Annotated in this window: 29 protein-coding genes; 15 read left to right on the top strand and 14 right to left on the bottom strand. The window is 36.0% G+C overall.

Going from position 1 to position 24214, the window contains the following annotated elements:
- Positions 1–14: 14 nt before the first annotated feature.
- Together GTK57_RS13835 and GTK57_RS13830 are read left to right on the top strand one after the other, a co-directional pair.
- Positions 15–485, top strand: a complete 471-nt coding sequence (locus GTK57_RS13835) for a DUF6231 family protein (RefSeq protein ID WP_152873542.1) — start codon at positions 15–17, stop codon at positions 483–485.
- A gap of 110 nt (positions 486–595) precedes the next feature.
- On the top strand, positions 596–1195 hold the full coding sequence (locus tag GTK57_RS13830) for a YidB family protein (RefSeq protein WP_163124256.1): 600 nt from the start codon (positions 596–598) through the stop codon (positions 1193–1195).
- Positions 1196–1261: 66 nt separating this feature from the next.
- Here GTK57_RS13830 and GTK57_RS13825 read toward each other — a convergent pair whose 3' ends face one another.
- The 5 genes from GTK57_RS13825 to GTK57_RS13805 form a co-directional block, all read right to left on the bottom strand.
- Complete coding sequence (locus GTK57_RS13825) at positions 1262–2335, bottom strand: porin (RefSeq protein ID WP_152873544.1); 1074 nt, start codon at positions 2333–2335, stop codon at positions 1262–1264.
- A gap of 260 nt (positions 2336–2595) precedes the next feature.
- Positions 2596–3009 carry an HIT family protein gene (locus tag GTK57_RS13820; protein WP_163124253.1) on the bottom strand — a complete coding sequence of 138 codons (414 nt, stop codon included), beginning with the start codon at positions 3007–3009 and terminating at the stop codon, positions 2596–2598.
- Between the two features lie 32 nt (positions 3010–3041).
- Entirely contained in the window at positions 3042–3311 is a 270-nt protein-coding gene (locus tag GTK57_RS13815) for a YARHG domain-containing protein (protein ID WP_152873546.1), read from the bottom strand.
- Between the two features lie 79 nt (positions 3312–3390).
- Positions 3391–4263, bottom strand: a complete 873-nt coding sequence (locus GTK57_RS13810; protein WP_163124250.1) for an NAD(P)-dependent oxidoreductase — start codon at positions 4261–4263, stop codon at positions 3391–3393.
- Positions 4264–4272: 9 nt separating this feature from the next.
- Positions 4273–5364 carry an alpha/beta fold hydrolase gene (locus GTK57_RS13805; RefSeq protein ID WP_163124247.1) on the bottom strand — a complete coding sequence of 364 codons (1092 nt, stop codon included), beginning with the start codon at positions 5362–5364 and terminating at the stop codon, positions 4273–4275.
- 139 nt (positions 5365–5503) lie between these two features.
- Between GTK57_RS13805 and GTK57_RS13800 the strand changes: the two genes are divergently transcribed.
- The 7 genes from GTK57_RS13800 to GTK57_RS13770 all read left to right on the top strand — a co-directional run bounded on the left by GTK57_RS13800 (position 5504) and on the right by GTK57_RS13770 (position 10722).
- Entirely contained in the window at positions 5504–6691 is a 1188-nt protein-coding gene (locus GTK57_RS13800; RefSeq protein ID WP_152873549.1) for an O-succinylhomoserine sulfhydrylase, read from the top strand.
- 19 nt (positions 6692–6710) lie between these two features.
- The gene (locus tag GTK57_RS13795; RefSeq protein WP_163124245.1) at positions 6711–7040 is read left to right on the top strand and encodes a YbaB/EbfC family nucleoid-associated protein; all 330 of its coding nucleotides are present in this window, start codon (positions 6711–6713) and stop codon (positions 7038–7040) included.
- A 12-nt stretch (positions 7041–7052) separates the two neighbouring features.
- Positions 7053–7649 (top strand): recombination mediator RecR, encoded by a 597-nt coding sequence (gene recR, locus GTK57_RS13790; RefSeq protein ID WP_163124242.1) that lies wholly within the window; start codon positions 7053–7055, stop codon positions 7647–7649.
- A 213-nt stretch (positions 7650–7862) separates the two neighbouring features.
- Positions 7863–9005 carry a ribonuclease D gene (locus GTK57_RS13785; RefSeq protein WP_163124239.1) on the top strand — a complete coding sequence of 381 codons (1143 nt, stop codon included), beginning with the start codon at positions 7863–7865 and terminating at the stop codon, positions 9003–9005.
- A 129-nt stretch (positions 9006–9134) separates the two neighbouring features.
- On the top strand, positions 9135–9443 hold the full coding sequence (locus GTK57_RS13780; RefSeq protein ID WP_163124787.1) for a YcgL domain-containing protein: 309 nt from the start codon (positions 9135–9137) through the stop codon (positions 9441–9443).
- A gap of 20 nt (positions 9444–9463) precedes the next feature.
- The gene (locus GTK57_RS13775) at positions 9464–9847 is read left to right on the top strand and encodes a hypothetical protein (RefSeq protein ID WP_163124236.1); all 384 of its coding nucleotides are present in this window, start codon (positions 9464–9466) and stop codon (positions 9845–9847) included.
- Between the two features lie 23 nt (positions 9848–9870).
- Positions 9871–10722: an AAA family ATPase gene (locus GTK57_RS13770; RefSeq protein ID WP_152873552.1), complete on the top strand. Its 852-nt coding sequence runs from the start codon at positions 9871–9873 to the stop codon at positions 10720–10722.
- An 88-nt stretch (positions 10723–10810) separates the two neighbouring features.
- Here GTK57_RS13770 and GTK57_RS13765 read toward each other — a convergent pair whose 3' ends face one another.
- The 3 genes from GTK57_RS13765 to queG all read right to left on the bottom strand — a co-directional run bounded on the left by GTK57_RS13765 (position 10811) and on the right by queG (position 14061).
- Positions 10811–11509 carry a hypothetical protein gene (locus tag GTK57_RS13765; RefSeq protein WP_163124233.1) on the bottom strand — a complete coding sequence of 233 codons (699 nt, stop codon included), beginning with the start codon at positions 11507–11509 and terminating at the stop codon, positions 10811–10813.
- 159 nt (positions 11510–11668) lie between these two features.
- On the bottom strand, positions 11669–12658 hold the full coding sequence (bioB, locus tag GTK57_RS13760; RefSeq protein ID WP_163124230.1) for a biotin synthase BioB: 990 nt from the start codon (positions 12656–12658) through the stop codon (positions 11669–11671).
- Positions 12659–12963: 305 nt separating this feature from the next.
- Positions 12964–14061, bottom strand: a complete 1098-nt coding sequence (gene queG, locus GTK57_RS13755; RefSeq protein ID WP_199287347.1) for a tRNA epoxyqueuosine(34) reductase QueG — start codon at positions 14059–14061, stop codon at positions 12964–12966.
- A 22-nt stretch (positions 14062–14083) separates the two neighbouring features.
- Between queG and GTK57_RS13750 the strand changes: the two genes are divergently transcribed.
- Both GTK57_RS13750 and GTK57_RS13745 read left to right on the top strand, forming a co-directional pair.
- The gene (locus GTK57_RS13750; RefSeq protein ID WP_163124227.1) at positions 14084–15550 is read left to right on the top strand and encodes an NAD(P)H-hydrate dehydratase; all 1467 of its coding nucleotides are present in this window, start codon (positions 14084–14086) and stop codon (positions 15548–15550) included.
- A 57-nt stretch (positions 15551–15607) separates the two neighbouring features.
- Entirely contained in the window at positions 15608–15940 is a 333-nt protein-coding gene (locus GTK57_RS13745; RefSeq protein WP_163124225.1) for a hypothetical protein, read from the top strand.
- A 12-nt stretch (positions 15941–15952) separates the two neighbouring features.
- Here the strand turns inward: GTK57_RS13745 and GTK57_RS13740 are convergent, their stop codons facing one another.
- The 3 genes from GTK57_RS13740 to GTK57_RS13730 form a co-directional block, all read right to left on the bottom strand.
- On the bottom strand, positions 15953–16504 hold the full coding sequence (locus tag GTK57_RS13740; RefSeq protein ID WP_163124222.1) for a hypothetical protein: 552 nt from the start codon (positions 16502–16504) through the stop codon (positions 15953–15955).
- A gap of 149 nt (positions 16505–16653) precedes the next feature.
- Positions 16654–17202: a crossover junction endodeoxyribonuclease RuvC gene (gene ruvC / locus GTK57_RS13735; RefSeq protein WP_152873559.1), complete on the bottom strand. Its 549-nt coding sequence runs from the start codon at positions 17200–17202 to the stop codon at positions 16654–16656.
- A gap of 136 nt (positions 17203–17338) precedes the next feature.
- The gene (locus GTK57_RS13730) at positions 17339–17731 is read right to left on the bottom strand and encodes a DUF6232 family protein (RefSeq protein WP_163124219.1); all 393 of its coding nucleotides are present in this window, start codon (positions 17729–17731) and stop codon (positions 17339–17341) included.
- A gap of 238 nt (positions 17732–17969) precedes the next feature.
- Between GTK57_RS13730 and GTK57_RS13725 the strand changes: the two genes are divergently transcribed.
- Both GTK57_RS13725 and GTK57_RS13720 read left to right on the top strand, forming a co-directional pair.
- Positions 17970–18542: an FxsA family protein gene (locus GTK57_RS13725; protein ID WP_163124216.1), complete on the top strand. Its 573-nt coding sequence runs from the start codon at positions 17970–17972 to the stop codon at positions 18540–18542.
- Between the two features lie 152 nt (positions 18543–18694).
- Entirely contained in the window at positions 18695–19333 is a 639-nt protein-coding gene (locus GTK57_RS13720) for a LysE family transporter (protein ID WP_152873561.1), read from the top strand.
- Here the strand turns inward: GTK57_RS13720 and GTK57_RS13715 are convergent.
- Entirely contained in the window at positions 19330–19512 is a 183-nt protein-coding gene (locus GTK57_RS13715) for a hypothetical protein (protein ID WP_163124213.1), read from the bottom strand. The two genes, GTK57_RS13720 and GTK57_RS13715, sit on opposite strands and share 4 nt — an antisense overlap.
- A gap of 180 nt (positions 19513–19692) precedes the next feature.
- On the opposite strand from GTK57_RS13715, the gene GTK57_RS13710 reads away from it, so the two are divergent.
- Positions 19693–19932 carry a hypothetical protein gene (locus GTK57_RS13710; protein ID WP_152873563.1) on the top strand — a complete coding sequence of 80 codons (240 nt, stop codon included), beginning with the start codon at positions 19693–19695 and terminating at the stop codon, positions 19930–19932.
- A gap of 60 nt (positions 19933–19992) precedes the next feature.
- On the opposite strand, the gene metK is transcribed toward GTK57_RS13710, so the two are convergent.
- Entirely contained in the window at positions 19993–21159 is a 1167-nt protein-coding gene (gene metK / locus GTK57_RS13705; RefSeq protein WP_152873564.1) for a methionine adenosyltransferase, read from the bottom strand.
- 398 nt (positions 21160–21557) lie between these two features.
- Here metK and tkt point away from each other — a divergent pair, with 398 nt between their 5' ends.
- Entirely contained in the window at positions 21558–23546 is a 1989-nt protein-coding gene (gene tkt, locus GTK57_RS13700) for a transketolase (RefSeq protein WP_163124210.1), read from the top strand.
- A 46-nt stretch (positions 23547–23592) separates the two neighbouring features.
- Here the strand turns inward: tkt and GTK57_RS13695 are convergent, their stop codons facing one another.
- Positions 23593–24183, bottom strand: a complete 591-nt coding sequence (locus GTK57_RS13695) for a hypothetical protein (RefSeq protein WP_163124207.1) — start codon at positions 24181–24183, stop codon at positions 23593–23595.
- Positions 24184–24214: the final 31 nt, after the last annotated feature.

The following is a 24214-nucleotide window of genomic DNA, read 5'->3' as shown; positions in this document are numbered from 1 at the left end:
AATAGGATGCAGTTATGGCTGAATTAAACGTCATCACTTCAATGCTAGACGATTTATCGAAAGAACAGCCCGTTCATACTGCAATTTGTATTGGTCAAAATTTAGAGCAATACGATCTTAATCAAACAATTCAATGGTGCTATTTTAACGTATCTGATTTTTTAAATCTGCCATTTACACAACGTTATGACTTAGCTTTTGTTTTATTTGATACAGATGAAACCTTAAATTTATCGATGCAAGATAAGTCAAAATTATTGGTTAAATTACGTGATTTGATGGCGAAAAGGTTAGTAGTTGTATCGAGGTTGGATGATGAAAAGCTACTTCGATCTTTAGGTTTCACGCAACTTATTGATAAAACAATGCATGACAATGACTTCGCTTTATGGCAATTTAATATTTTGACGTATAAGCATGTACCAGATTGGTTTAATTCTAAATTTTGGGCAAATCCTGAAAATTGGAATAAATTTAGATGGTAAGATAAATCATCAAAAATTTAAAAGATTGCAAATATTAACAATGTTAATGGCAAGATTTTAAATTTTTCATCGTATTCTTTTAACCTAAACAAACCATGGAATAAATAAAAATGACAAACTTAAATGATATTGTAGAAATTTTGGCAAAACAAGCACTTGGTAACAATCAACAGCAGGGGCAACAAGGCGGTTTAGGGGGAATCCTAGGGTCGGTTCTAGGTCAATTGGGTGGTCAATCTCAACAATCAAATACTGGTGGATTGGGTGGAGTACTTGGATCAGTTTTAGGTCAGTTGGGTGGTGGACAAACTCAGCAAAATTCAAATGCAGGTGGTGGTTCACAATTACTGATAGCTGTGCTTCCATTGGTACTTGCATGGATTCAAAAACAAGGCGGCTTACAAGGCGCTTTGGATAGTTTGAAAGGTCAAGGGCTTACAAGCCAAGTAGAAGATTGGGTTTCTACAGGACCTGGTGATAATGCGGCCGTAGATCCTCAGCATGTTCAAAACTTATTTTCAGATGCTGAAATTGAACAGGTTGCAGCGCAAGCTCAAGCACCTAAGCAAGATGTACTTAGCGCAATTTCAACTGTTCTTCCACAAATTATTGATTCTTTAACACCTAAAGGTGAGCAATCAAGTGGTACAGAAGCAAATGCAGATATTGCGAATGTGATGAATTTAGTTTCGGGTTTCTTGAAAAAGTAATATTTCATTAAATTTGAAGCATAAAAAAAACACGCTTATTGCGTGTTTTTTTTATGAAGCTTTAACTTAGAAGTCGTAACGTAAACCTAGAGATAGGGCGGTTGAATTTTCACCTTTTACGCCTGCTACAGAAGTACTTCGACCTTCTTTCCATGGCGTAATGTCTGAGTTGTCGCCATTCAGTGTAGTTGCCAAGTTGCTGTATACACGTAATGTTTTATCAATTTTATGCTCTACGCCAATTGCAATTAAGCTTGCATTTGCATCGTTAGCATCGACATCACGGTAGAAGTATTCACCACGAACAGATGTTTTTGGTGTGATTTTATATTCACCCGATACACCAAAGATTTGAACATCAGGATTGGCTTTGTCATCATCGTGTTGAGAGAATTGATACATTGCACCTAAATTAAATTGCTCTGTAAAATTATAAGCACCTGCAAGGCGGAAAGAGTCGCGTCCTGAACCTGCTTTATTTGATGCATTTTCTTCATATTTTTCATATGCAGCAGCGGCATCAATTGCGCCAGATTTATACGTTAAGGCGATGTCGTAAGCTTTATTGTTATTTTTGCCATCACCTGTATCGGTTTCTTTTTCAATTTGGGTTTTGTCATGCATTGAAAGTGCAGCAAGAACATTGAAACCATTACCAAAACTTGGTGATTTATATTCAATGGTGTTGGCATTACGCTCATCAAACTTCAAATTACCTTGACGTGTTACATTACGGACATCACCAACCATGTCGCCAAAATGGTTTACAGGGCTACGAGCAACTTTAAATGGGCTGTCGAAGCGACCTACGCGGACTTGACCATAGGCATTACTTTTTAAACCAACAAAAGTGTCGCGCGTGGCAAAATCAACACCTTTAGAATCGTTACCACCGCTTGCGAAGTTAATTTCTTGTTCAATTTGAGCAAATACATTTAAGTCATCATTTACTTTTTGATTTACTTTGAAGCCTAAACGTGAAGAATTTGATGATAGGTTGGCTTCACCATATTCCGCACCATCATTTAAATAATCTAGCGATACATGTGCGCGACCATAAATTTGTACGTCTGCTGCGGTTGCCATCATTGGTGTGAAAACTGTAGCCCCAATTGCTAATGCACAAAATGTCTTTTTCATGTGTAACTCCAATACAAGCTTTTTGTTAAATCGTCTTAAAAATAGTCAGCAGAAGTATTTTTATGTAACAACTGCACTTCATTTGAGCTTAGTATTGATGACAAATAAGTCAGTAAGATTAAGGATTTATTGCAGAAATATTAAAAGATAAGTATTGAAATTAAGCTCTAGAAGGGTTGTATTTAGGATAATTCCTTATTTATTTTAGGTATTTAGATGCAAAAAAAAGGAGCTAAAAAGCTCCTTTTTCAATTCGAAATTTAAAGTGCTGCTTTAATTTTTTCAGCCAAGACTTTAATTTTCTCTTGATCACCCATTTGTAATGCATGTTTACCAAGTTCATGAACTGAGCTTGGAATTAAATGGAAGTGAACATGCGGAACAGTTTGACCTGCAGCAGAACCAGAAAGTTGCATAAGAACAATGCCTTTCGCATCCAAACCTTTTTCAATTGCTTTTGCAACTTTTTGAACAATTTGGATGGTATATGCAGCCGCTTCTGGGTCTAAATCTAATAATGTTTCTGCTGGAGATTTAGGAATAACCAATGTGTGACCATCGGCTTGAGGCATGATGTCCATAAATGCAAGAACATATTCATCTTCATAAACCTTAATGGCAGGTAGTTCATCACGAAGAATTCTTGCAAAAATGTTTTGGTCATCGTAAGCCATTTTGACTCCTTGATTGAATATTGTGAATGTAATTAATTACATTTTAATTCTTTCTGACGATCCTTGATGGCGTCAAGCTTTTTTTGCTCTGCTTCAGAAAATTTTGGTTTATCTGTATAACAATCGGCATTGTCATTAAAGCGAGATTTTGCTTCAGGATCTTTAAAACAGAAACCTTTAGATGCATAAATCACATCTGAATCATTTTTCAGTTTTTTGCATTCTTGTTCAGAAGCAAAAGCAGTATTTACCCCAATTAAAGTTGTAAGGCTTGCAATGGCTGCAATGGTTAACTTCTTCATAAGAGTATCCTTGGTGATTGCTTATCGTTAATACACATCAAAGTAATACGTTTGATGCGTATTAATCAATGGCAGGACTTTAGCTAATTGTAATTTTGCTCCATGATTCATACAACTTTACAGCAGCGGAGAAGTCTGCATCTGCTTCAGCAGTTAGGTTTGCTGTTTGTATAAGGTTTTGAGTCAAACTCAAAAGAGGCGTAGGTAATTTAACTTCTTGGGCTAAATTTAAAGCAATTCCTGTGTCTTTTGCAAGCAGTGGTAGAGCAAAAGTTAAAGGAAAACTTCTATTTAACACACGTTGAGCCAATACATTTTCTGTTACGCCACTTTTACCACTTGATGCATTAATACAATCTAAGGCTTCCGTTAAATCTACACCATGGGCTTTTAGTGTGGTAAAACCTTCCGCTACTGACCATAAATTAACAGCAAGTAGCATATTATTGACGGCTTTTACGGCAAAACCAGCACCTGATGTTCCAACATGCTTAATAAGTTTTCCAAAAGCTTGTATTGCAGGTAATGCTTGCTCATACGCAGTTTCATCACCGCCAATCATTACGGTGAGCGTTGCATTTTCTGCACCAATGGTTTGTCCGCTAACAGGGGCATCTAAAAAGGCAACATGTTGTTCTTTTAATTGCTCTGCAAGTTGTTTGGCAGATTCAGGTACGCCACTTGTACAATCGACCCAAATTGCCCCTGCTTTTAATTGAACACCTGCAATTATGTTTTCAACATCTTTACTTGTAGGTAAGCATGAAAAAATAATATCGGCTTGTACCGCTTGTTGAAGTTCTACAGCTTGGGTGCCATATTCAATTGCATGTTGCTTGGCTTTTTCAAAGTTTCTGTTCCAAACATAAACTGTGTCGAAATGCTTAGGAAGATGTGCTGCCATTCTGTAGCCCATTGCGCCTAAACCAATAAATGCAACTGATTGAATCATGATGTTTCCCTATATCTGTGTAGATCTGAGTGCAAGCCAATTTGAAAGTTTTGGCCAAAATTGTTCAGCACTTTTTTGGCTCGACATTAAGCCTAAATGCCCGCCTGGAATGAGAGTAAACGTGACATCTTTACTATTTGTCAATTCAATTAAAGGCTTGGCTGCGGCTTCTGAAACAATTTGATCGTTATCTCCTGCGCCAATAAAGACAGAGCAGTCTATATTTTTTAATTCGATGAGCTTATCGACTAATTGTATATGACCATCTTTAAGTGGGTTTTTTAACCAAAGATTCAAAATCATGTCTTTGTTCACGCCACCTGGGTAATCAATCATATGATTTAAAAATTGCGACATTGTGGCATTTTCAGTTAAAAATTGGGCATCACCCAAATTTTTTAAAAGCTGTATTTTGCTGTCGAGCCAAGACTTTGGATTGATTAATTTGAAACCAATAGAATTAATGATTCCAGGAGTATGAATATATTGGGTTGCGATATTTTCTTTTAAAAATAGGCTTTGAAGTTTAGATTTTTTATTTAAAAATTGATGTGTAATATCGAAAAGTTTACCAATTTTACCAGATTTGTGAGCATTCATCGGGCTACCTAAAACAATTAAATTTTTAACATATTGAGGTCGATGAAGCGCCGTATAAAGCGTGACAAATACACCTCCCATACTCCATCCATGTATTGAAAGATCCTCGACTTGAGCATGCTTTTGAATGCGTTCAATACAGTTTGGAATTAAATCATCAATAAAATATAAAAAATTAAGTGAATGATGACTGTAATTGAAACGATCCCATTCAAGTAAATAAAGATCGAAACCCTGATTTTGAAAGTATTGAACTAAAGACCTGTGCGGATGTAAGTCGTAAATTGCTGTGCTAACCGCCAAAGGTGGAATAAAGACTAAAGGTTCTTTGTATTTTTTATTTGGAGATGCGTAATAGCGAATTTTGGTATTTTGATATTCATCAATGATTTCATAAGGCGTCTGTTCAGATTGAACCAAAGATTTTCGATTAAATACACGAATAGATAGATTCTTTAATTTTTCACTTTGATTATCGAGTATTAATTTTAATGCTTTCATATAAAAATCTATCAAATGAGATGCCGATTTGAACGAAGACTAAACAATATTTCAATATTATACCTTGACCATAAAGACCTTAGACGCTCAAAATGTTGGCAATTGTTTACAAAGGCAGTCTACAGACTGATTAATTGAAATGAGCCAACAAGACGACAGTCAATACCAATTAGAAACTTTAGCAATTCGCACAGGACATACGCGTAGTTTCGAGGGTGAACACGCAGAACCCATTTTCCTAACTTCATCTTTTGTTTATGAAAATGCGGCTGAAGCTGCGGCTAAATTTTCAGGACAAGAACCTGGAAATATCTATTCACGTTTTACCAATCCTACAGTAGCAATGTTTGAAAAACGTTTAGCTGCAATTGATGGTGCGGAACGTGCGGTAGCAACAAGTTCTGGTATGGCTGCAATTATGGCTGTTGCAATGTCATTCCTTAAAACAGGTGATCACGTGATTTGTTCACGTGCTGTATTTGGTTCAACAATAGCAATGTTTGAAAAATATGTTGCTAAGTTTGGCGTGGGAGTAACTTTTGTAGATTTAACAGATTTAAATGCATGGGAAAATGCAATTAAGCCTGAAACTAAATTGTTATTTGTAGAGTCTCCATCGAATCCATTGTCTGAAATTGCAGATATTCAAGCATTGTCAGATCTTGCGCATGCCAACGGTGCATTACTTGCGATTGATAATAGCTTCTGTACACCTGCATTACAGCAACCCATCAAATTTGGTGCTGACTTAGTGGTGTATTCAGCAACGAAATATTTAGACGGTCAAGGTCGTGCTTTAGGTGGTGCAGTTGTAGGAAATAACAAATTGCTTGAAGAAGTATTTGGTTATGTACGCACAACAGGGCCATCAATGAGTCCATTTAACGCATGGGTATTCTTAAAAGGTTTAGAAACTTTACGTTTACGTATGCGTGAACATTCTGCAAGTGCGCAAAAACTTGCTGAATTTTTAAATGCACATCCTAAAGTAGAAAAAGTATATTACGCAGGTTTGCCTGAGCATGTAGGTCATGAACTTGCAGCGAAACAGCAAACAGGTTTTGGCGGTATTGTATCTTTTGAAGCGAAAGGCGGTCGAGAAGGTGCTTGGAAAGTCATCGACAATACACAATTTATCTCTATTACAGGTAACTTGGGTGATGCAAAATCGACAATTACTCATCCTGCAACCACAACTCACGGTAAACTTTCACCTGAAGCAAAAGAAGCTGCGGGAATTCGTGAAGGTTTAATTCGCGTATCTGTTGGTTTAGAAGATATTGATGATATTATTGCCGACATCAGTCGTGGTTTAGATTTAATTTAAGATTTGTTCGGAGTTTTTTATGAACGTAAATATGTTAATGCAGCAAGCGCAGCGCATGCAAAAAGAAGTTGCGAACAACATGAAAAAGGCAAAAGAAGAACTTGCCCAAACTGAAGTTCATGCAGAAGCAGGCGGTGGCTTGGTTAAAGTAACAATGACTTGCCGCAATGTGGTAAAGCGTATCGAGATTAATCCTGAACTTCTTCAAGATGATGCTGACATGATTGAAGACTTAATTGCTGCTGCAATGAATGATGCTGCACGTCAAGCAGAAGCTGTTTCTGAAGAAAAAATGAAAGCTGCAAATTCTGGTATGGGTTTACCACCAGGTTTAGCTGGCTTGTTCTAAGGAATAGCCTCAGTGTTTAGTGATCGTTTTGATCAACTTGTACAAGCACTGCGTATTTTGCCAAGCGTTGGGCCAAAATCGGCTCAACGTATGGCATTACACCTCATTATGAAAAATAAAGAGGGCGCGGTGGGTTTGGCACATGCTTTGAATGAAGCTACAAGTTATATTCATGAATGCTCAATTTGTCATTCACTTACGGAAGATGAAATCTGTAATATCTGCGTATCTCATGAAAGAGATGAGCATTTGTTATGTGTAGTGGAATCGCCTGCAGATGTAATGGCAATTGAACAAAGTGGTAGCTTTAGAGGTAAATATCATGTTTTGGGCGGGCATTTATCACCGCTTGATGGCATTGGTCCAGACGAAATTGGTATTCCTTACTTGGTACAAAGACTCTGCGATGGTAAGGTTAAAGAAGTGATTCTTGCTACCAATGCAACCGTTGAAGGTCAAGCAACTGCGCATTATTTGGTAGAAGCGACAAAGCATTTACCTGTACATATGACACGTATTGCACAAGGCGTACCGCAAGGTGGCGAGCTTGAATATGTCGATAGTCATACACTCAGCCAAGCTGTTCATAATCGTATGCAAATGAAATAAGCTTTACGAAGTTTATTTCATTTAATTCAGAATATATCGATGGGTATAAAATATGTTTTGATTAAGAGCTTTTAAGTATAAATAGAAAATTAAAATGTGAATATTCACGGTAAATAACAATAAAAATACGATATTTTGTAATTATTCATATAGCTAAATTATATTTATTGTTTACAATACGATGAAGAGAATCGCTAATTAAATCTCGTCGTTATGTTTCAGTTTATTCAACAACAAAAAGACTTTGAAAATGTTTTAGCATTAATGAGTCAATGCAATACTTACGGACTTGATACCGAGTTTATTAAAGTAGATACCTTGTGGCCAAAACTTGGTGTTTTTCAAATAAATGTAAATGGTCAGGTTTATCTACTCGATGGAACAGCATTAGAACTGTCCGACTTTTGGAATAAATTATTTAACGCAAAACAAAACATTTTTCATGCATGTAGTGAAGATATCGACTTAATTTATCATTATGCGCAAAATAAAAATTTAACCAACGTTTTTGATACCCAAGTTGGCTTATCATTTTTAGGGCATGGCTTACAAGTAAGCTATCAAAATGCATTAAAAATGGTTTTGAATATTGATATTGATAAAGATCAAACGCGCTCCGATTGGTTAGCAAGACCATTGACGACGGAACAACTGAATTATGCAGCAAATGATGTGCTTTATATCATGCAGCTTTCAGATAAAATTCAGACCGAATTAACATCTAAGAATATTCTTTCTTTTGCTTTAGAAGATTGCCGTAATTTGACCCAAGAAATTGGTACAGAATTGCCCACAGAGCTTTTGTATACAGATATTGGTAATTACAGACATTCACGCCGTCAGCTTATGCAATTGCAACATTTGGCCGTGTGGCGCGAGCAAATGGCGAAAGCCTTGAATCAACCACGTAGTTTTATTTTAAAAAATGCAACGATGATTGATTTGGTGGAGAATAATCCTAAGAATAATTTTTTATTGGCGAATATAAAACAAATTCGTCCGAATATTATTCGTGAGCATGGTAAAACCATCATCGATTTATTGAAATTTTTACCACCTCAGGAAGAATGGCCGCTAAGAATGGCTCGACCTATTCGTCATTCCTCTAAAGAAGTTTCAGATAAGTTAGATGCTATTATTGACCGTGTTACCTTAGAAACAACGATTCCTAAAGAAGTGTTGTTGCGCAAAAAGTGGTTCAATGCTTTATATAAACACATTGTGTTTAAAAATGATGAACAAGATTTGCCATACTATTTGTTAGGATGGCGATACGATTTGTTAACCAAGCCATTAATTAATGCATTGCATAATGATGTGGATTATTTATCAACTCAAATGAAAGTTTCTGTATAAAACATACGCAAACTGTTCAAACTCTTTCTTTTTATACAAAATCTAGACTGATGCGTTAATAATCGTTAATGTATCGGTCTTTTTTTTGTTGTATGCTTTATCGTGCATTATATGGGTATTAATTCGAATATGTTGTGTTCAATCTACAAATCTAGCAAGAAAGATGAAATGTATCTTTACATTGCTCGTCCTGAAGTAAGCGAAAACCAAGCTGAAACAAATGATCCTTTAGAAGTTTTGCCTGAACCGATGCGTCCTGCATTTGGTCGTGCAACATTTGTAATGGATTTGGAGTTAAGTGAATCTCGTAAACTTGCACGTGTTAACGTTTTGCATGTAATGGATTCTATTAATACAAAAGGCTTTTTTATTCAAGTGCCGCCAGAAGGATTAATTGATCCAAATGCTGTTGCACCTGAAGGTTTACGTGGTGCTTAATTCAACTAGGGAGTTGTGCTGTGGATAGTTTTCTTTCAATGTTAGACGCAATTCCTGAAGGAATGATTGCAATTACCGTTTATTTATTGGGTAGTGTGATTGTTTTGGCATGTTGGTATGGTATTGCAATTCGACTGCCTAAGCTTTTAGGCGGTATGAGTTGGATTGTATTATTTGCTCTATTGCTTACACCAACAGCATCGGATGGTAATAATGCATCTATTGCACCTGCTGTTTTTGGTGTGCTTTTTGGTGTGCTAACTAAAGATTCACCACTTATTTGGTTGAATTTATCACTTATTCTGTTTGTGATTGGTTTAGGGGCAATTATTGGCTATTTATGGTCGAAATACACCTCAAACAAAACAGAAATCGAATTAAGTAAAAAAGATTTGCCACTGTAAATTAAAAAAAATAAGGTTCAGTCATGTCGGTCGATAAGCAACAATTTTCAGGTACAGATCAATATATTGCTACAGACAGCTTAAAGCTTGCAGTAAAAGCTGCGCGTAGTTTACAAAAACCACTTTTGGTTAAGGGTGAGCCGGGGACAGGTAAAACGTTGCTTGCAGAGCAGGTTGCATCGAGCCTTGGTTTAAAGCTGATGACATGGCACATTAAGTCTACAACCAAAGCACAGCAAGGTTTGTACGAGTACGATGCTGTTTCACGTTTACGTGATAGTCAGTTGGGGGATGATCGAGTTTATGATATTAAAAACTACATCAAACCCGGTAAGCTTTGGGAAGCTTTTACGAGTGAAGAGCGCTGTGTTTTATTAATTGATGAAATTGATAAAGCGGATATTGAGTTTCCAAACGATTTGTTGCACGAACTCGACAAAATGTCTTTTTATGTTTATGAAACAGGTGAAACGATTACTGCGACTCAGCGTCCCATTGTGATTATTACCTCAAACAATGAAAAAGAATTGCCTGATGCATTCTTGCGCCGTTGTTTCTTTCATTATATTGAGTTTCCAAATGAGGAAACTATGCGTGAAATTATTGATGTACATTTCAAGAATATTTCAGCGACATTGGTGAATGAAGCTTTACAAATTTTCTTTCAACTACGTAAAGTTCCAGGTTTAAAGAAACCACCTTCAACATCTGAATTAATAGATTGGTTAAGTTTGTTGATGGCTGATGATATGCCTGAAGATATTTTGCGTAATGCAGATAAAACCAAGTCTATTCCGCCGTTGTATGGTGCGTTAATTAAGAATGAGCAAGATGTTCAATTGCTTGAACGTTTGGCTTTTATGGCAAGACGTTAAGCATTTTGGTTGTGAAGAAACCCACGTTTATAGTGGGTTTCTTTGTTTAACAGCACAAGTAAGAGTTAAATATTATGTAAAAATTTAGCTATTTTTCGAATCTATGAGATGAAAGAGGTAAATAAATATCACAATTAATAAAGCTTAAATAGTTGGCAAGCATTGAGTTTAGTTCATCTGTTTTTTTAATTTTTATTTGGATATTTGTATTTTTGATTATTTCTAGATAAATGTTAGATATATTTCTTGAGTCTGTTTGTAGTCTTTCAATAACTTCAGAAATATTAATTTCATTAGGCACTTTATCTTCTAAACATAATAGATGCTTCCATATAATGTTTTTCCCCCACAAAAATGAAGAATGACTATCTTGAATGGGTAGTAATATATCGTCCAATCTTTTTGTGGGATTGAATAAATTTTTTTTTGTGAAGCTTTTTTGAAATTTTATTTCAAGTTGAAGTTTTTCTTTAAAAGATGCAATTTTTTCTATAGAGTTAAATATATTAGATTCATGTAAATTGCAGGAATTTAAAGCCTCTTCGATAAGGGTTTTTCTAATATTTGCATTATGGTTATCTCTCCAATCTGTAAATAAAAGTACAGCAGTATAGGCAGCAACTAATGTTGATATCCCACCAAAAAGGGAGCTAACAATACTCCAAGTGTCTTTTAAGGCATTGGCTGAATTTTGAAAATCAAAAATAATCCAAGTAAATGCGAATAGAAATAACAGAGAAATAAAGGCTATTGCAAAGCAATTGAGAATCTTATTTTTGATATCCATTTAATTTCCCCTGAATTTGAAAAAGAAGATAGTTATTATTTTCGAGACAATAAAAAGCCCCATGGTTAGGGGCTAGTCGTATTTAGAATCTAAGTCTAAATACTGTAAGAGGCTCATCTCATACTAAGTCTATTAAAACATAGAATGCTGAGAAAAGCATTAAGCAGACATGGCATCTATGCTCAATTCTTTTACAGTTGGTTTTGCTTTTTCAGCATTTATTCCTAACTTTTCAAATAAAATTTTATCTTTACCTTTACCTGCATTGGGTGTGGTTAAAAGTTTTTCACCTGAAAATAGCGAGTTTGCACCTGCCATAAATGCAAGTGCCTGATCTGAATCGGACATAGACTCACGACCTGCAGATAAGCGAATATAGCTTTTTGGCATAATAATACGCGCAACCGCAATGCTACGAATCCATTCGGTCACATCCAACTTTTCAACATTCGCTAAAGGTGTGCCTTCAATTGGCACTAACATATTGATAGGAACAGATTCTGGGTGAATAGGCAGGGTCGCAAGTTCATGTAACAAACCTACGCGGTCATTTTGATGCTCACCTAAGCCTAAAATACCGCCACTACATACTTTCATACCTGAATTACGTACAAAATCAATGGTGGTTAAGCGATCATCAAAAGTACGTGTACTAATAATATTTGAATAATATTCACGAGATGTATCTAAGTTATGATTGTAATAATCTAAGCCTGCATCTTTTAAACGTTCCGCCTGAGATTGATTAAGCATCCCAAGTGTCATACATGTTTCAAGTCCTAATGCTTTAACTTCTTTCACCATTTCTAAAACATAAGGCATATCACGTTCATGTGGGTTACGCCATGCAGCACCCATGCAAAAGCGAGTAGAGCCTGCATCTAAGGCTTGTTTGGCTTCTTCAATCACTTTGCTGACAGCAATGCGTTTTTCTGCTTCTAATTTTGAATCATAACGTGCAGATTGTGAGCAATACTTACAATCTTCTGGGCATTTACCTGTTTTTATGGAAAGTAATGTGCTGACCTGAACTGTATTTGCAGGAAAATTCTGGCGATGTACTTGTTGTGCTTGAAAAACCAAATCTAAAAAAGGTTGGTTGTATAATTCCTGAATTTCGTCGCGCGTCCAATCATTACGAATCGTCATAAAAATGTCCATGATTATTTTATCTTCATTTATCATACAGAAATAATAGTGAATCCAAAGGCATAAGATTTCAAAATTTCGCATCATTTTTGAAAATTAAATTTACTCTTTTAATAAATTTATGAATGTATATTTATCTGCAAAATTCAGCCTTATCCTACAAATATGCTCGCAAAGTTTTATTTTGTGTTTTTGTATATTGTTATGAATATGCAACTAAGATGAATCTATATTGCAAATTTTGCACTGAATAGGAATTTAAGATTTTACTGCGAAAATTGTTAGTACAAGTTAATAATTAAATTTCAAAATTGTTGTTTTAAGCGTTGTTCTTGAATTGCCCAATCAATATGGACTTGCACAATATCATCATGCAGTAATTTATTTTTTTCTAAATTGTCGATAATTGCCGAACTAAATGGCGCATTACCTAGTCCTATAGCAATATTCCGCATGAAACTTTGGTAGCCTGTTCTACGCAGTGGACTACCTTCGGTATTGGCTAAAAAGGTTGCTTCATCCCATTGCCATAAATCCAATAATGATGCTTGGTCTAAACCATGTCTAGGATGGAAATCTTCAATAGGGGTTGTTTTTGCAAAACTGTTCCAAGGGCAAATAAGCTGACAATCATCACAACCAAATACTCGATTGCCAATACCACGGCGTAAACTTTCAGGAATGATGCCTTGATATTCAATGGTTAAATATGCAATGCATTTTCGAGCATCGAGCATGTAGGGTTCAACAATGGCCTGAGTTGGGCAAATATCAATACATGCTGTACATGAGCCACAATGTTTGGTGGTTGGTGTATCAAAAGGCAATTCTAAAGATGTAAATAGTTCGCCTAAAACAAAAAAAGATCCTGATTTTTTATGGATAAGTAAGGTATGTTTTCCTGTCCAACCCATGCCTGCATTTTCAGCTAAAGATTTTTCAAACACAGGTGCAGAGTCTGCAAAAGGGCGAGATTCAAAATCGCCCACTTTTTCACGAATACGTGAAGCTAAAGTTTTTAAGCGTCCGCGCATAGTTTTGTGATAATCACGTCCACGTGCATAACGGGCAATAATGGCAGAATTGGGTTCATCTGGCACCAAACGCGCTTTGGGTGTTTCAACTAAATAATTCATGCGTACACAAATAATACTTTTTGTATTGGGTACTAAAAGTGTTGGATTGGCACGTTTTTCTAAATTCTCTGCCAAAAAATTCATATCTGCATGATAACCACGATCTAAATATTCTTGTAAACGTGGCAATTCCTCTTGAGCATCTGGACGCGCAATGACACAATCAGCAAAGCCTAATTCTAAAGCTTGAGCTTTAATCCACGCCTTGAGCGCTTCAGGATCCTGTTGATTCACAGAAATTTTTTGACTGGCTGTGGATGATGTCATAATGAAATAAAAAGGAAGAACAATGCATCAGCAAGTTTATCATAGCTACGATATTCAAGCATGGGAACAGCGTTGGTTTGCGCAACAAAATAGTTCATATGGCTTGATGCAACAGGTCGCTTGGTCAATTACACAGCGTCTTATTCCTTTATTAAAACAACGTGACATATCGACTATTACTGTATGTTGCGGGCAAGGGAACAACGCTGGAGATGGTTATCTTGTTGCGAAGTATCTAAAGCAAAATGGTTTTCAGGTAGATCTATATGCTGCAGAATTAGGTGAATCTTCAGATTTACAGCGCGCTTATCTTGAGGCAAAAGAAGTCGATCTTCCAATATTTACAGGATTTGATTTTCAAAAATCATATGGATGTATTGTTGATGCTTTATTTGGTATCGGCTTAAACCGCCAGTTAGATGAAAAGTGGCAAGATATTATTGCGAAGATGAATCAGCATTCAGCTTTAAAAGTTGCAATTGATATTCCTAGTGGTTTGCAAGCCAATACAGGACAGCCTTTACCATGTGCATTTAAAGCCGATTTTACATTTACAGTTTTAGGCTTAAAAGCAGGTTTATTTACAGGAAAAGCCAAAGAATATTCAGGTGAAATATCAGCAATATCTTTAATTCCATTAGATTCCGAAATTCACCCAATCGCACAACTTACACCATTAAAGATTTATTTGCCTAAACGACAGGCTTTTGGTCATAAAGGCAGTTATGGGCATGTGCTTGTTGTGGGTGGACATGAAGAAATGGGTGGTGCTGTGATTATGGCGGCTGAATCTGCTTTTGCAGCAGGTGCGGGAAAAGTGACGGTGATATGTCATGAACGGCATCATGTTGCAATACTTGCACGTGCGGCCAATATTATGTTGAAAGATATAAATAGCCTAAGCAAAGAGGATGTTCGGACTTTATTATCACAAATAGATGCAGTCTGTTTTGGTATGGGCTTAGGTCGAGATGAATGGGCTAAACAGCAATATAAAATGTGGTTTGATTTACTGATCAATTCAGATTTAGATATTGTATTAGATGCTGATGCTTTATGGTTCTTGGCTGAAAATCCACGAAAATTAAATCAAAAAACCTATTTAACGCCACATCCAGGTGAGGCTGCAAAACTTTTAAATTCTAGTGTTACAGATGTTGAGTCAGATCGAATTAAGGCAATTTATGAACTTAAAAATAGATATGATGGTCAATGGCTATTAAAAGGTTCGGGAAGTTTAATTTTAGAAAATGAGAAACTTTGGATGTGTACCGCAGGAAATGCAGGTATGGGAACGGGCGGTATGGGTGATGTTTTATCTGGGATGATTGCAAGCTTAAAAGCACAATTAAATGAGCAAATTGCTTTACATGAAATTGTGACTTTACATGCACTTGCAGGGGATGAACTAGCAAAAGAAGGGATGCGTGGTTTACAAGCTTTCGATATGCCAAAGGCAATTTACAAAATTATTAACGAGACATTGTAATTATTTGGTAATTACAATGAAATGCAAACTGTATTTAGTTTTAAATAGGGGAATGTTATGGATAAATATACAATTGTTTTAGTGGTTGTTCTGCTGTGCATTGCACTGATTATGTATACACAAATGGATGGAAGTTCATCTAAAAACAAATCATTCAAGCAAATTGTTCAAAGTGCTTTTCCAAAGTTTTCAGTAATTGAAAGAAATAGAACCATTATGATTTGCGAGATTAATCATCGAAATGAACCCGATGAGTTGGTCTTTATTCGTATTGATCCGAACCAGAAAAAGAATATTCGTTTTAGCGGAAGAATGCTGATAGCGACTTATCCTAAGCAACCGTCAGTAAGTGAAATGAAGAAAGATTTTACACACCATTTAAAGTTTTAGAGTTCGAGCCATTCACTCAATACCCATTTTTAATTTTTCGGAATTAACTTTAGATTTAAATACTTCTAATACTTCGCCTTGTTGGCTCATTTGACCTTGGCTTTTGATTAAAGCCTCAGCTTCTCCATTGGTGGTACGTATTTTTATAATTGCTTCTTGAGCACTTAAAATTCTGTCGATAATGTCATAATTTGCGTAGTGATTTTGCATGCTGAGTTTATTGCTTCCATCTAAATTTTCACTCCGTGTTGTACTATTTTCGGTATTTAAAATAATTTCCTGACCATCAATAAGTATAGATGCAGAGCGAATATTGACATGTAATTGTGCAATATGGCTTCTTAGTTGGAGTTTCTTAGGTTCGCCAGAATTCCATTTAGGTGTGACGACAGCACACATTTTTTGTGAACACGCATCTTTTTTAGGTTCTATAAATACAATGGTATTTACCCCATATTTTACAATTTGAGGTATTTCATAATTTTGGAGATATATTTCTGCATAAGTATGATTTGAATTGAACAATGATAAGGAAAATGAGGCTAATAAAAAGTGAAATTTCATTTTATCTATCCTTTGATGTTTAATATTATTTTTATCTTTAAGTAGCTATGCTATCAGGTTTTAAGATGTGCACATTATTACTTTATTATTCAATTAATTTAAGCCTTTATTTAAAATAAAGGCTCATGCAGAGCTAAATTTAGGTTCTATTATCTACGACGACTAGTACCTCTGCTTCGACCACGTGCCATACCAACGCCAAGTGCATTTAAAACAGCAAGTTTGCTCATACTACCTGAGGCATGTGCATGGCAAATGGCAGCGGCTAAAGCATCGGCAGCATCTTGTTGTGGCTTAACAGTTAAATTTAATAACTTCATGACCATCATTTGCACTTGTTCTTTGTCTGCAGCACCATAGCCAACCACTGATTGCTTAATTTGACGTGCAGTATATTCTGCTACATTTAAATCTAAATTGGTTAGTGCTGCAATTGCGGCACCACGTGCCTGACCAAGTTTTAAAGCTGAATCTGGGTTTTGCGCCATAAAAACTTGTTCAACAGCTGCTTCTGTTGGGCCGTGAAATTTTACAATGCGATCAATACCTGCAAAAATTCTTTTTAGGCGTTCGGGCATTTCAGTTGTTTCTGTTCGAATTGTTCCTGCATCGACAAAACGGAGTTTTGAGCCTTCATGTTCGATAATGCCATAACCTGTAAGACGAGAACCTGGATCAATTCCGATAATTAATGCCATGAATATTTTTATAAACAATATTAAAGTTAAACGGAATTTTATAATAAGTATGATACAGAAGATATGAATATTGAAAATATAGAACAATCAAAGATCAGGTTTTAACCTGTTCTTTGATTTGGGTTACTTAGCCTTATTATCCTCTGTGAATAATAGACTGATTCAGGGCAGAAACAACATCAGATATATAATTTAAATTTTGGCTAGACAATGCTTGAACTTCACCTGATGATGATTGTAATAATACTAATCCTGTAGGTTTGGCTGAATATGCAATCCAAACTCCAACTCCAAGTAAAAGTATTCCCCAAATTTTATTTCCACCATTTAGTGATAATAGAAGAATAAAACCAACAATAGCCATGATAATCCCTGCGGTTCTATTTGCAGGTTTTACTCCTTGTTTCACAGATGTAACACCATTCATTGCATATGTTTGATTTTCAACTATGAATCTTGCATTGGTGACTACTGTTTCATTTTGATTGAAAAATTCAATTTCATTTGATTGTGGTGAGTAAATACTCATTTATACTTCCCCTAAAAGATGAAAATTATGTAAAAAAATCAGCTTAAAGTATCATAATTTTATAAATATCAGGGGCTTTTATAGTTTTTTGTTAATAAAGTTGCTACTGTTTTATTAAAGCCCTTTAAAAATTGTAGAATGCCCATATTGTTACATAAGCGTATCAAAAAAAGCTTGATAGTGATTAAGCAGTTGATCAGCAGACCTTATTTATTTTATTGAGATCAGACTAATTTTCATGAAATTATTTCTTATTGTATTAGCAAGCTTAATTCTAGAAGTTTTTGTATGGATTGGCGTGGGCGACCTCGTGGGTAGCATGTGGTATGTATTCTTCTGGTATGTTGCTGCCTTCTTCATTGGCTTGAATATGATTCGTAAATATTCAGCAGGTGTTATGCCACAAATGCAGCAAATGCAAATGGGACAGATGGGTGCGAATCCAGCATTAACTGGAAATTTACCTAAAATTATTGCAGGCTTCTTACTTTTAATTCCAGGTCTAATTAGCGATGTTATTGCGTTACTTATCTTAATTCCAGGCGTTCAGAATGTCTTTAAGAAAGTGATGATGAACGCAATGATGAAACGTCAACAAGCCATGATGAATAAAATGATGGGCGGAATGATGGGTGGTATGGGCGGCATGGGTGGGGCGCAAGGTCAAAATCCATTTGCAGATATGATGCGTCAAATGCAAGATATGCAAAATCATCAAGGTGGACATGATTCAACCATTATTGATGGTGAAGCACGTGAAATTACACCTGATGCGAAAAAAATTGAAATGAAAGATGTAAATCCTAAATAAATAATTTAGATTTCAAAAATATTGAGCCGAGTATTTATACTCGGCCTTTTTATATAAAAGTTTAACTTTCCACCAAAGCCTTACAGATATTGCTTTTTTATGGCTGTATAATATTTAAAAGTTAAATTTATTCATTGCTAGAATTAGAAAATATGTCTTTGTTATTAACAATTTGTTTGCTTCATTTTGTGGCTCAGTTAAGTCCCGGTCCAGATGTTTTGATTATTGCAAAATGTTCAGCATCTACAACACGCACGAATACTTTAAAAATTGTTTTAGGTATTACAGCAGGAATTGTGGTTTGGGTTGTTCTTACACTCTTGGGTTTTACTGTACTGGTTGATCAATTTCCATGGATTCAACAAGTATTGATGTTTGTTGGTGGTTTGTTCCTCGCAAAAATGGGATGGGCAATGTTAAATGGTGGCTTAAAGTCATTAAAACAGAAGTTCAATTTGGAAAATGACATTGAATTAGACGTCCCAAAACAACAAAACTATTTTTTATTGGGTTTATTTACAAATTTAGCCAATCCTAAAGCATTGATTTATTTTAGTAGTGTCTTTTCTTTGGCATTGAGTGCAAATGCAGGTGAGTATTTAAAAACACAATTGGCTTTTATTATTCCAATACAAACATTTATTACCTTTGCATTGTTAATGTTGGTTTTATCTTTGCCTAAAATTAAACGTGCATATCAGCGTTCAGGTGGATATATCGATGTATTGTCAGGCTCTTTATTTCTAATCTTTGCAATTGTGCTGTGTTATGAAGCATTTGTCATGTTTTAAAGATTAGATGGTTTTATTTGCAATTCAGTTGATGATGGGGAAGTGGAAGCTTCCTCTTTTTTTTGCGCTTTTTCGTATGTGTTTGGCTTTAAAGTCGTTTCAGTATTTTCTGAACCTTGATATTTACGACTACGGTTGGCCCTTTCACGTAAGCCGCCTTTCTTAATTAATTGAACCATTTTCTACTCCATCTACATTTTTGATTGTACACATTTCTTAATGCGAGGGATATTTGTGTAATTGTGTAAGATTTAACAATAGTGACTTGATGGTCGATAAATAATCAAATATTGTTGATTGGCTGTATGAAATATGAGTAATTACGAATTTAAAATAAAAATAATAGGGAGGAACATGTAATGTTATCTATTCAATATCATTGTGGTTGCTGTAATCAGGTGGTGTCTTCAGCAGAAAAAGATTGCCCGAATTGCGGTTCACATAATATAAAAAGTCCTTATGGTTTTTGGATCTTTTGTTCATTAACCTGTTTGGCTCTTATTGTTGTGCTGAAATTAACACATTTATATTTCTCAGATCATCAGGAAGTACCTATTTCACAAAGTGTTTTACAAGTGATTAATGATAAGCATAAATAAATTGAGCACATTAAAAAAGCCTGCATCATGCAGGCTTTTTCATAGGTTAATCTAAAAAGATTATAGACCAGCAGATGCTTTAAGTGCTTCCACTTTGTCTGTTTTTTCCCATGTAAATGCAGTGTCAGAACCTTGACGACCAAAGTGACCATATGCAGCAGTTTGTTGATACATCGGTTGAATAAGGTCGAGCATACGTGTAATGCCGTATGGACGTAAGTCAAAGTGTTCACGTACAAGTGCAATAATCAAATCTTCAGATACTTTAGCAGTATTGAAAGTATTGACTGAAATTGAAGTTGGCTCTGCAACACCAATTGCATAAGAAACTTGAATTTCACATTTGTCAGCTAAGCCAGCAGCAACAATATTTTTTGCTACATAACGACCTGCATAAGCAGCAGAACGGTCAACTTTTGATGGATCTTTACCAGAGAATGCACCACCACCGTGACGTGCCATACCACCGTAAGTATCTACAATGATTTTACGACCTGTTAAACCACAGTCACCTACAGGGCCGCCAATCACGAACATACCTGTTGGGTTAATGTGGAATTTAGTGTCTGCATGGAACATTTCAGCAGGAATTACTTTTTTCACGATTTCTTCAATAACAGCTTCTTTCAACTGTGCTTGAGAAATAGACGGATCGTGTTGAGTTGAAAGTACAACTGCATCTAAACGAACAGGTTTGCCATTTTCATAAGCAAAAGTTACTTGGCTTTTTGCATCTGGACGTAACCAAGACAAAGTGCCTTGTTTACGAAGTTCTGCTTGCTTTTCCATTAAGCGGTGTGCGTATGAAATAGGGGCAGGCATTAAAACATCAGTTTCACGGCTTGCATAACCAAACATTAAACCTTGGTCACCCGCACCTTGATCTTCAGGTTTTTGACGGTCAACACCCTGAGCAATTTCAGGAGATTGTTTACCAATCATATTAATAATGGCACAAGTCGAACCATCAAAGCCAAGATCTGAATGATGGTAGCCAATACCATTTACGGTATTACGAACAATCGCTTCAAAGTCGACATTTGCAGTTGTTGTGATTTCACCGGCAAGTACAACCGCACCCGTTTTTACAAGCGTTTCACAAGCAACCCGCGCATATGGGTCTTCCTTTAAGATTGCATCCAAAATAGCATCACTGATTTGGTCAGCCATTTTATCAGGATGGCCTTCGCTTACAGATTCCGAGGTAAATACAGCGTACTCGCGCATAAGTCCTATCACAGTTAATAAATTAAAAGACGCAATATGGTACAACGACTTGCGATTTAGGACTAGTTCAAGTCATCGAAAATTGATGAAATTATTTCAATTTATGGACGTTTTATCTGATATTAACATCGGAAAAATTGATAATGGACTAAAATCTACATTTATAAGCTTGAAATTGAAATTATTGGGATTCATGAAGATGAAGCAAAAGGATGATTAAATTTACAATTGCTGTGTTTATATTGAAATAAATGGATGGTTTTTTAACCTTTTGTGTATCTAAGAGATAAATGTTGTCTATCGCACTTTACGGTGAGGTGTTTTTTTAAGACAATAAGGCTATCTTTGAATTTTTATTCATATCAACTTCTTTAAACGATTTATCTGGACACTGACCTATGACAACCCCGCTGAATGAACGTCGTATTGCAAATGCAATTCGTGTATTAGCAATGGATGCTGTGCAAAAAGCAAACTCAGGACATCCTGGTGCTCCAATGGGGATGGCAGATATCGCTGATGTCGTTTGGCGTGATTTTTTAAATCATAACCCGACAAACCCACAATGGGCGAACCGCGACCGTTTCGTATTATCAAATGGTCATGGTTCAATGCTTCATTATGCATTGTTACATTTGACTGGTTATGATCTTTCAATTGAAGATTTGAAATCTTTCCGTCAATTGCATTCTAAAACACCTGGTCACCCAGAATTAGGCTATGCGCCTGGTATTGAAACGACAACTGGTCCTTTAGGTCAGGGTATTGCAAACGCAATTGGTTTTGCACTTGCTGAAAAAACGTTAGCAGCGCAATTCAACAAAGATGACATTAAAGTTGTTGATCATTTCACTTATTGTTTCTTAGGTGATGGTTGCTTAATGGAAGGTGTTTCACACGAAGCATGTTCATTGGCTGGTACTTTGGGTCTAGGTAAACTTATTGCTTACTATGATGACAACGGTATTTCAATTGACGGTGAAGTAGAAGGTTGGTTCTCTGACGATACAGAACAACGTTTCTTGGCTTACGGTTGGCAAGTGATCAAAGTTGATGGTCACGATGCAGAAGCATTACGTGCAGCAACTTTAGAAGCGAAAGCTGAAACATCTAAACCAACGCTAGTAATGTGTAAAACTATTATTGGTTTAGGTTCACCAAACAAACAAGGTAAAGAAGATTGCCACGGTGCGCCACTAGGTAATGATGAAATTGCATTAACTCGTCAAGCTTTAGGTTGGACAGAAGAAGCATTTGTTATTCCTACTGACGTTTATAGCGCTTGGGATGCAAAAGATAAAGGTTCTAAATCTGAAGCTGCTTGGAATGAAACATTTGCTGCCTACGCTGCAAAATATCCTACAGAAGCGGCTGAACTTAAACGTCGTATGTCTGGCGATTTACCTGCTGACTTTGTTGCAAAAGCAGATGCTTATATTGCTGAAGTAAATGCAAAAGCAGAAACAATTGCATCTCGTAAAGCGAGCCAAAATGCGATTCAAGCATTTGCACCACAACTTCCAGAAATTTTAGGCGGTTCTGCCGATTTAGCAGGTTCAAACCTTACACTCTGGAAAGGTGCTAAAGGCGTTCAAGATGACGCTGCTGGTAACTACGTTCATTACGGCGTACGTGAATTTGGTATGACTGCAATCGCCAATGGTGTTGCACTTCACGGTGGTTTCATTCCTTACGTAGCGACATTCCTTATGTTTATGGAATATGCGCGTAATGCAGTACGTATGTCTGCACTGATGAAACAACGCGTAATTCATGTATACACACATGACTCAATTGGTCTTGGTGAAGATGGTCCTACACATCAACCTGTAGAACAAATTGCATCTTTACGTGGTACACCTAACTTAAATACTTGGCGTCCATGTGACACTGTAGAAGCTTCTATTTCTTGGAAATCTGCATTGTTACGTTCGGAAGGTCCAACTGCGTTAATTTTCTCTCGTCAAAACTTACCATTCCAAACACGTACAGATGCACAAATTGCTGATGTTGCGAAAGGTGGTTATGTTCTTGCGAAAGAAAAAGGCGAATTGAAAGCAATTATTATTGCAACGGGTTCTGAAGTTTCATTAGCAATGGAAGCTTATGCACAACTTGAAGGTGTGCGTGTAGTTTCTATGCCATGTGCTGAAGAATTTGTTAAGCAAGATGCTGCTTACCGTGAAGCTGTTTTACCTGCTGCCATTCGTGCACGTGTTGCAGTTGAAGCTGCACATGTAGACTACTGGTGGAAGTTTGTTGGTCTAGATGGTCGTGTTATTGGTATGACGACTTATGGCGAATCTGCACCTGCGAAAGATTTATATCAACACTTTGGTATTACCACTGAAGCTGTTGTTGCTGCTGTAAAAGAAATTACTGCTTAATTCTTTTTAGAATTGAATAAAAAACCGCCTCAATTGAGGCGGTTTTTTATTTTGGAATAGAATTCACAATTCTCTCGGCAAAATTTTGAACATCAATAATTTCATGTTCTGGCTTGCCTTTACCTGTTAAATCTCTAAATAACTTAGCATAAGAGCCATGATTACCTATACTGACATATTTGTCTGATTTGTAGCTTGCAAGTTCAATATTATTTGCTGTGATTGTGGAATTGTACTGAATTTCACTTGTTGAATAATTCCCGACAAGGACTTCTTTACCAACCCTAGAGAATCCTTCACCCATAAATACGCGCTTTTGATTAATTTCTAAATTTAAATTAATGGGTATAGCTGTATTTTCATCAGCAAGCATATTCTTTTCTTTTAATTTACTTTCAATTTGTTCTTTATAAAGTGTCGTCATACTTTCCTGATTTAAATATTCGGGTCTCTCCATACGACTTGTTAAATTCACTTTTAAGTCATTAATTTTATAAAGACGAGGTTGAATGTTTTCAACAGTTTCAGTGCTTTTATAAGGTTTGTAAAATTGAGTGGGTTTTGAAAAAGAGTATGTGCTAAGCATGGTTGTAATGATGAGAGTCGATGCTAAGCTAATATTCCGATAAAGGCTCATTTTAATCTTCTGTATTGTGAATAAAATTTTA

The organism is Acinetobacter portensis (genome assembly GCF_010646905.1).
Classification (GTDB): domain Bacteria; phylum Pseudomonadota; class Gammaproteobacteria; order Pseudomonadales; family Moraxellaceae; genus Acinetobacter; species Acinetobacter portensis.
Note: the sequence above shows the minus strand (reverse complement) of the source record. Positions and strands in the feature narration are given on the sequence as shown.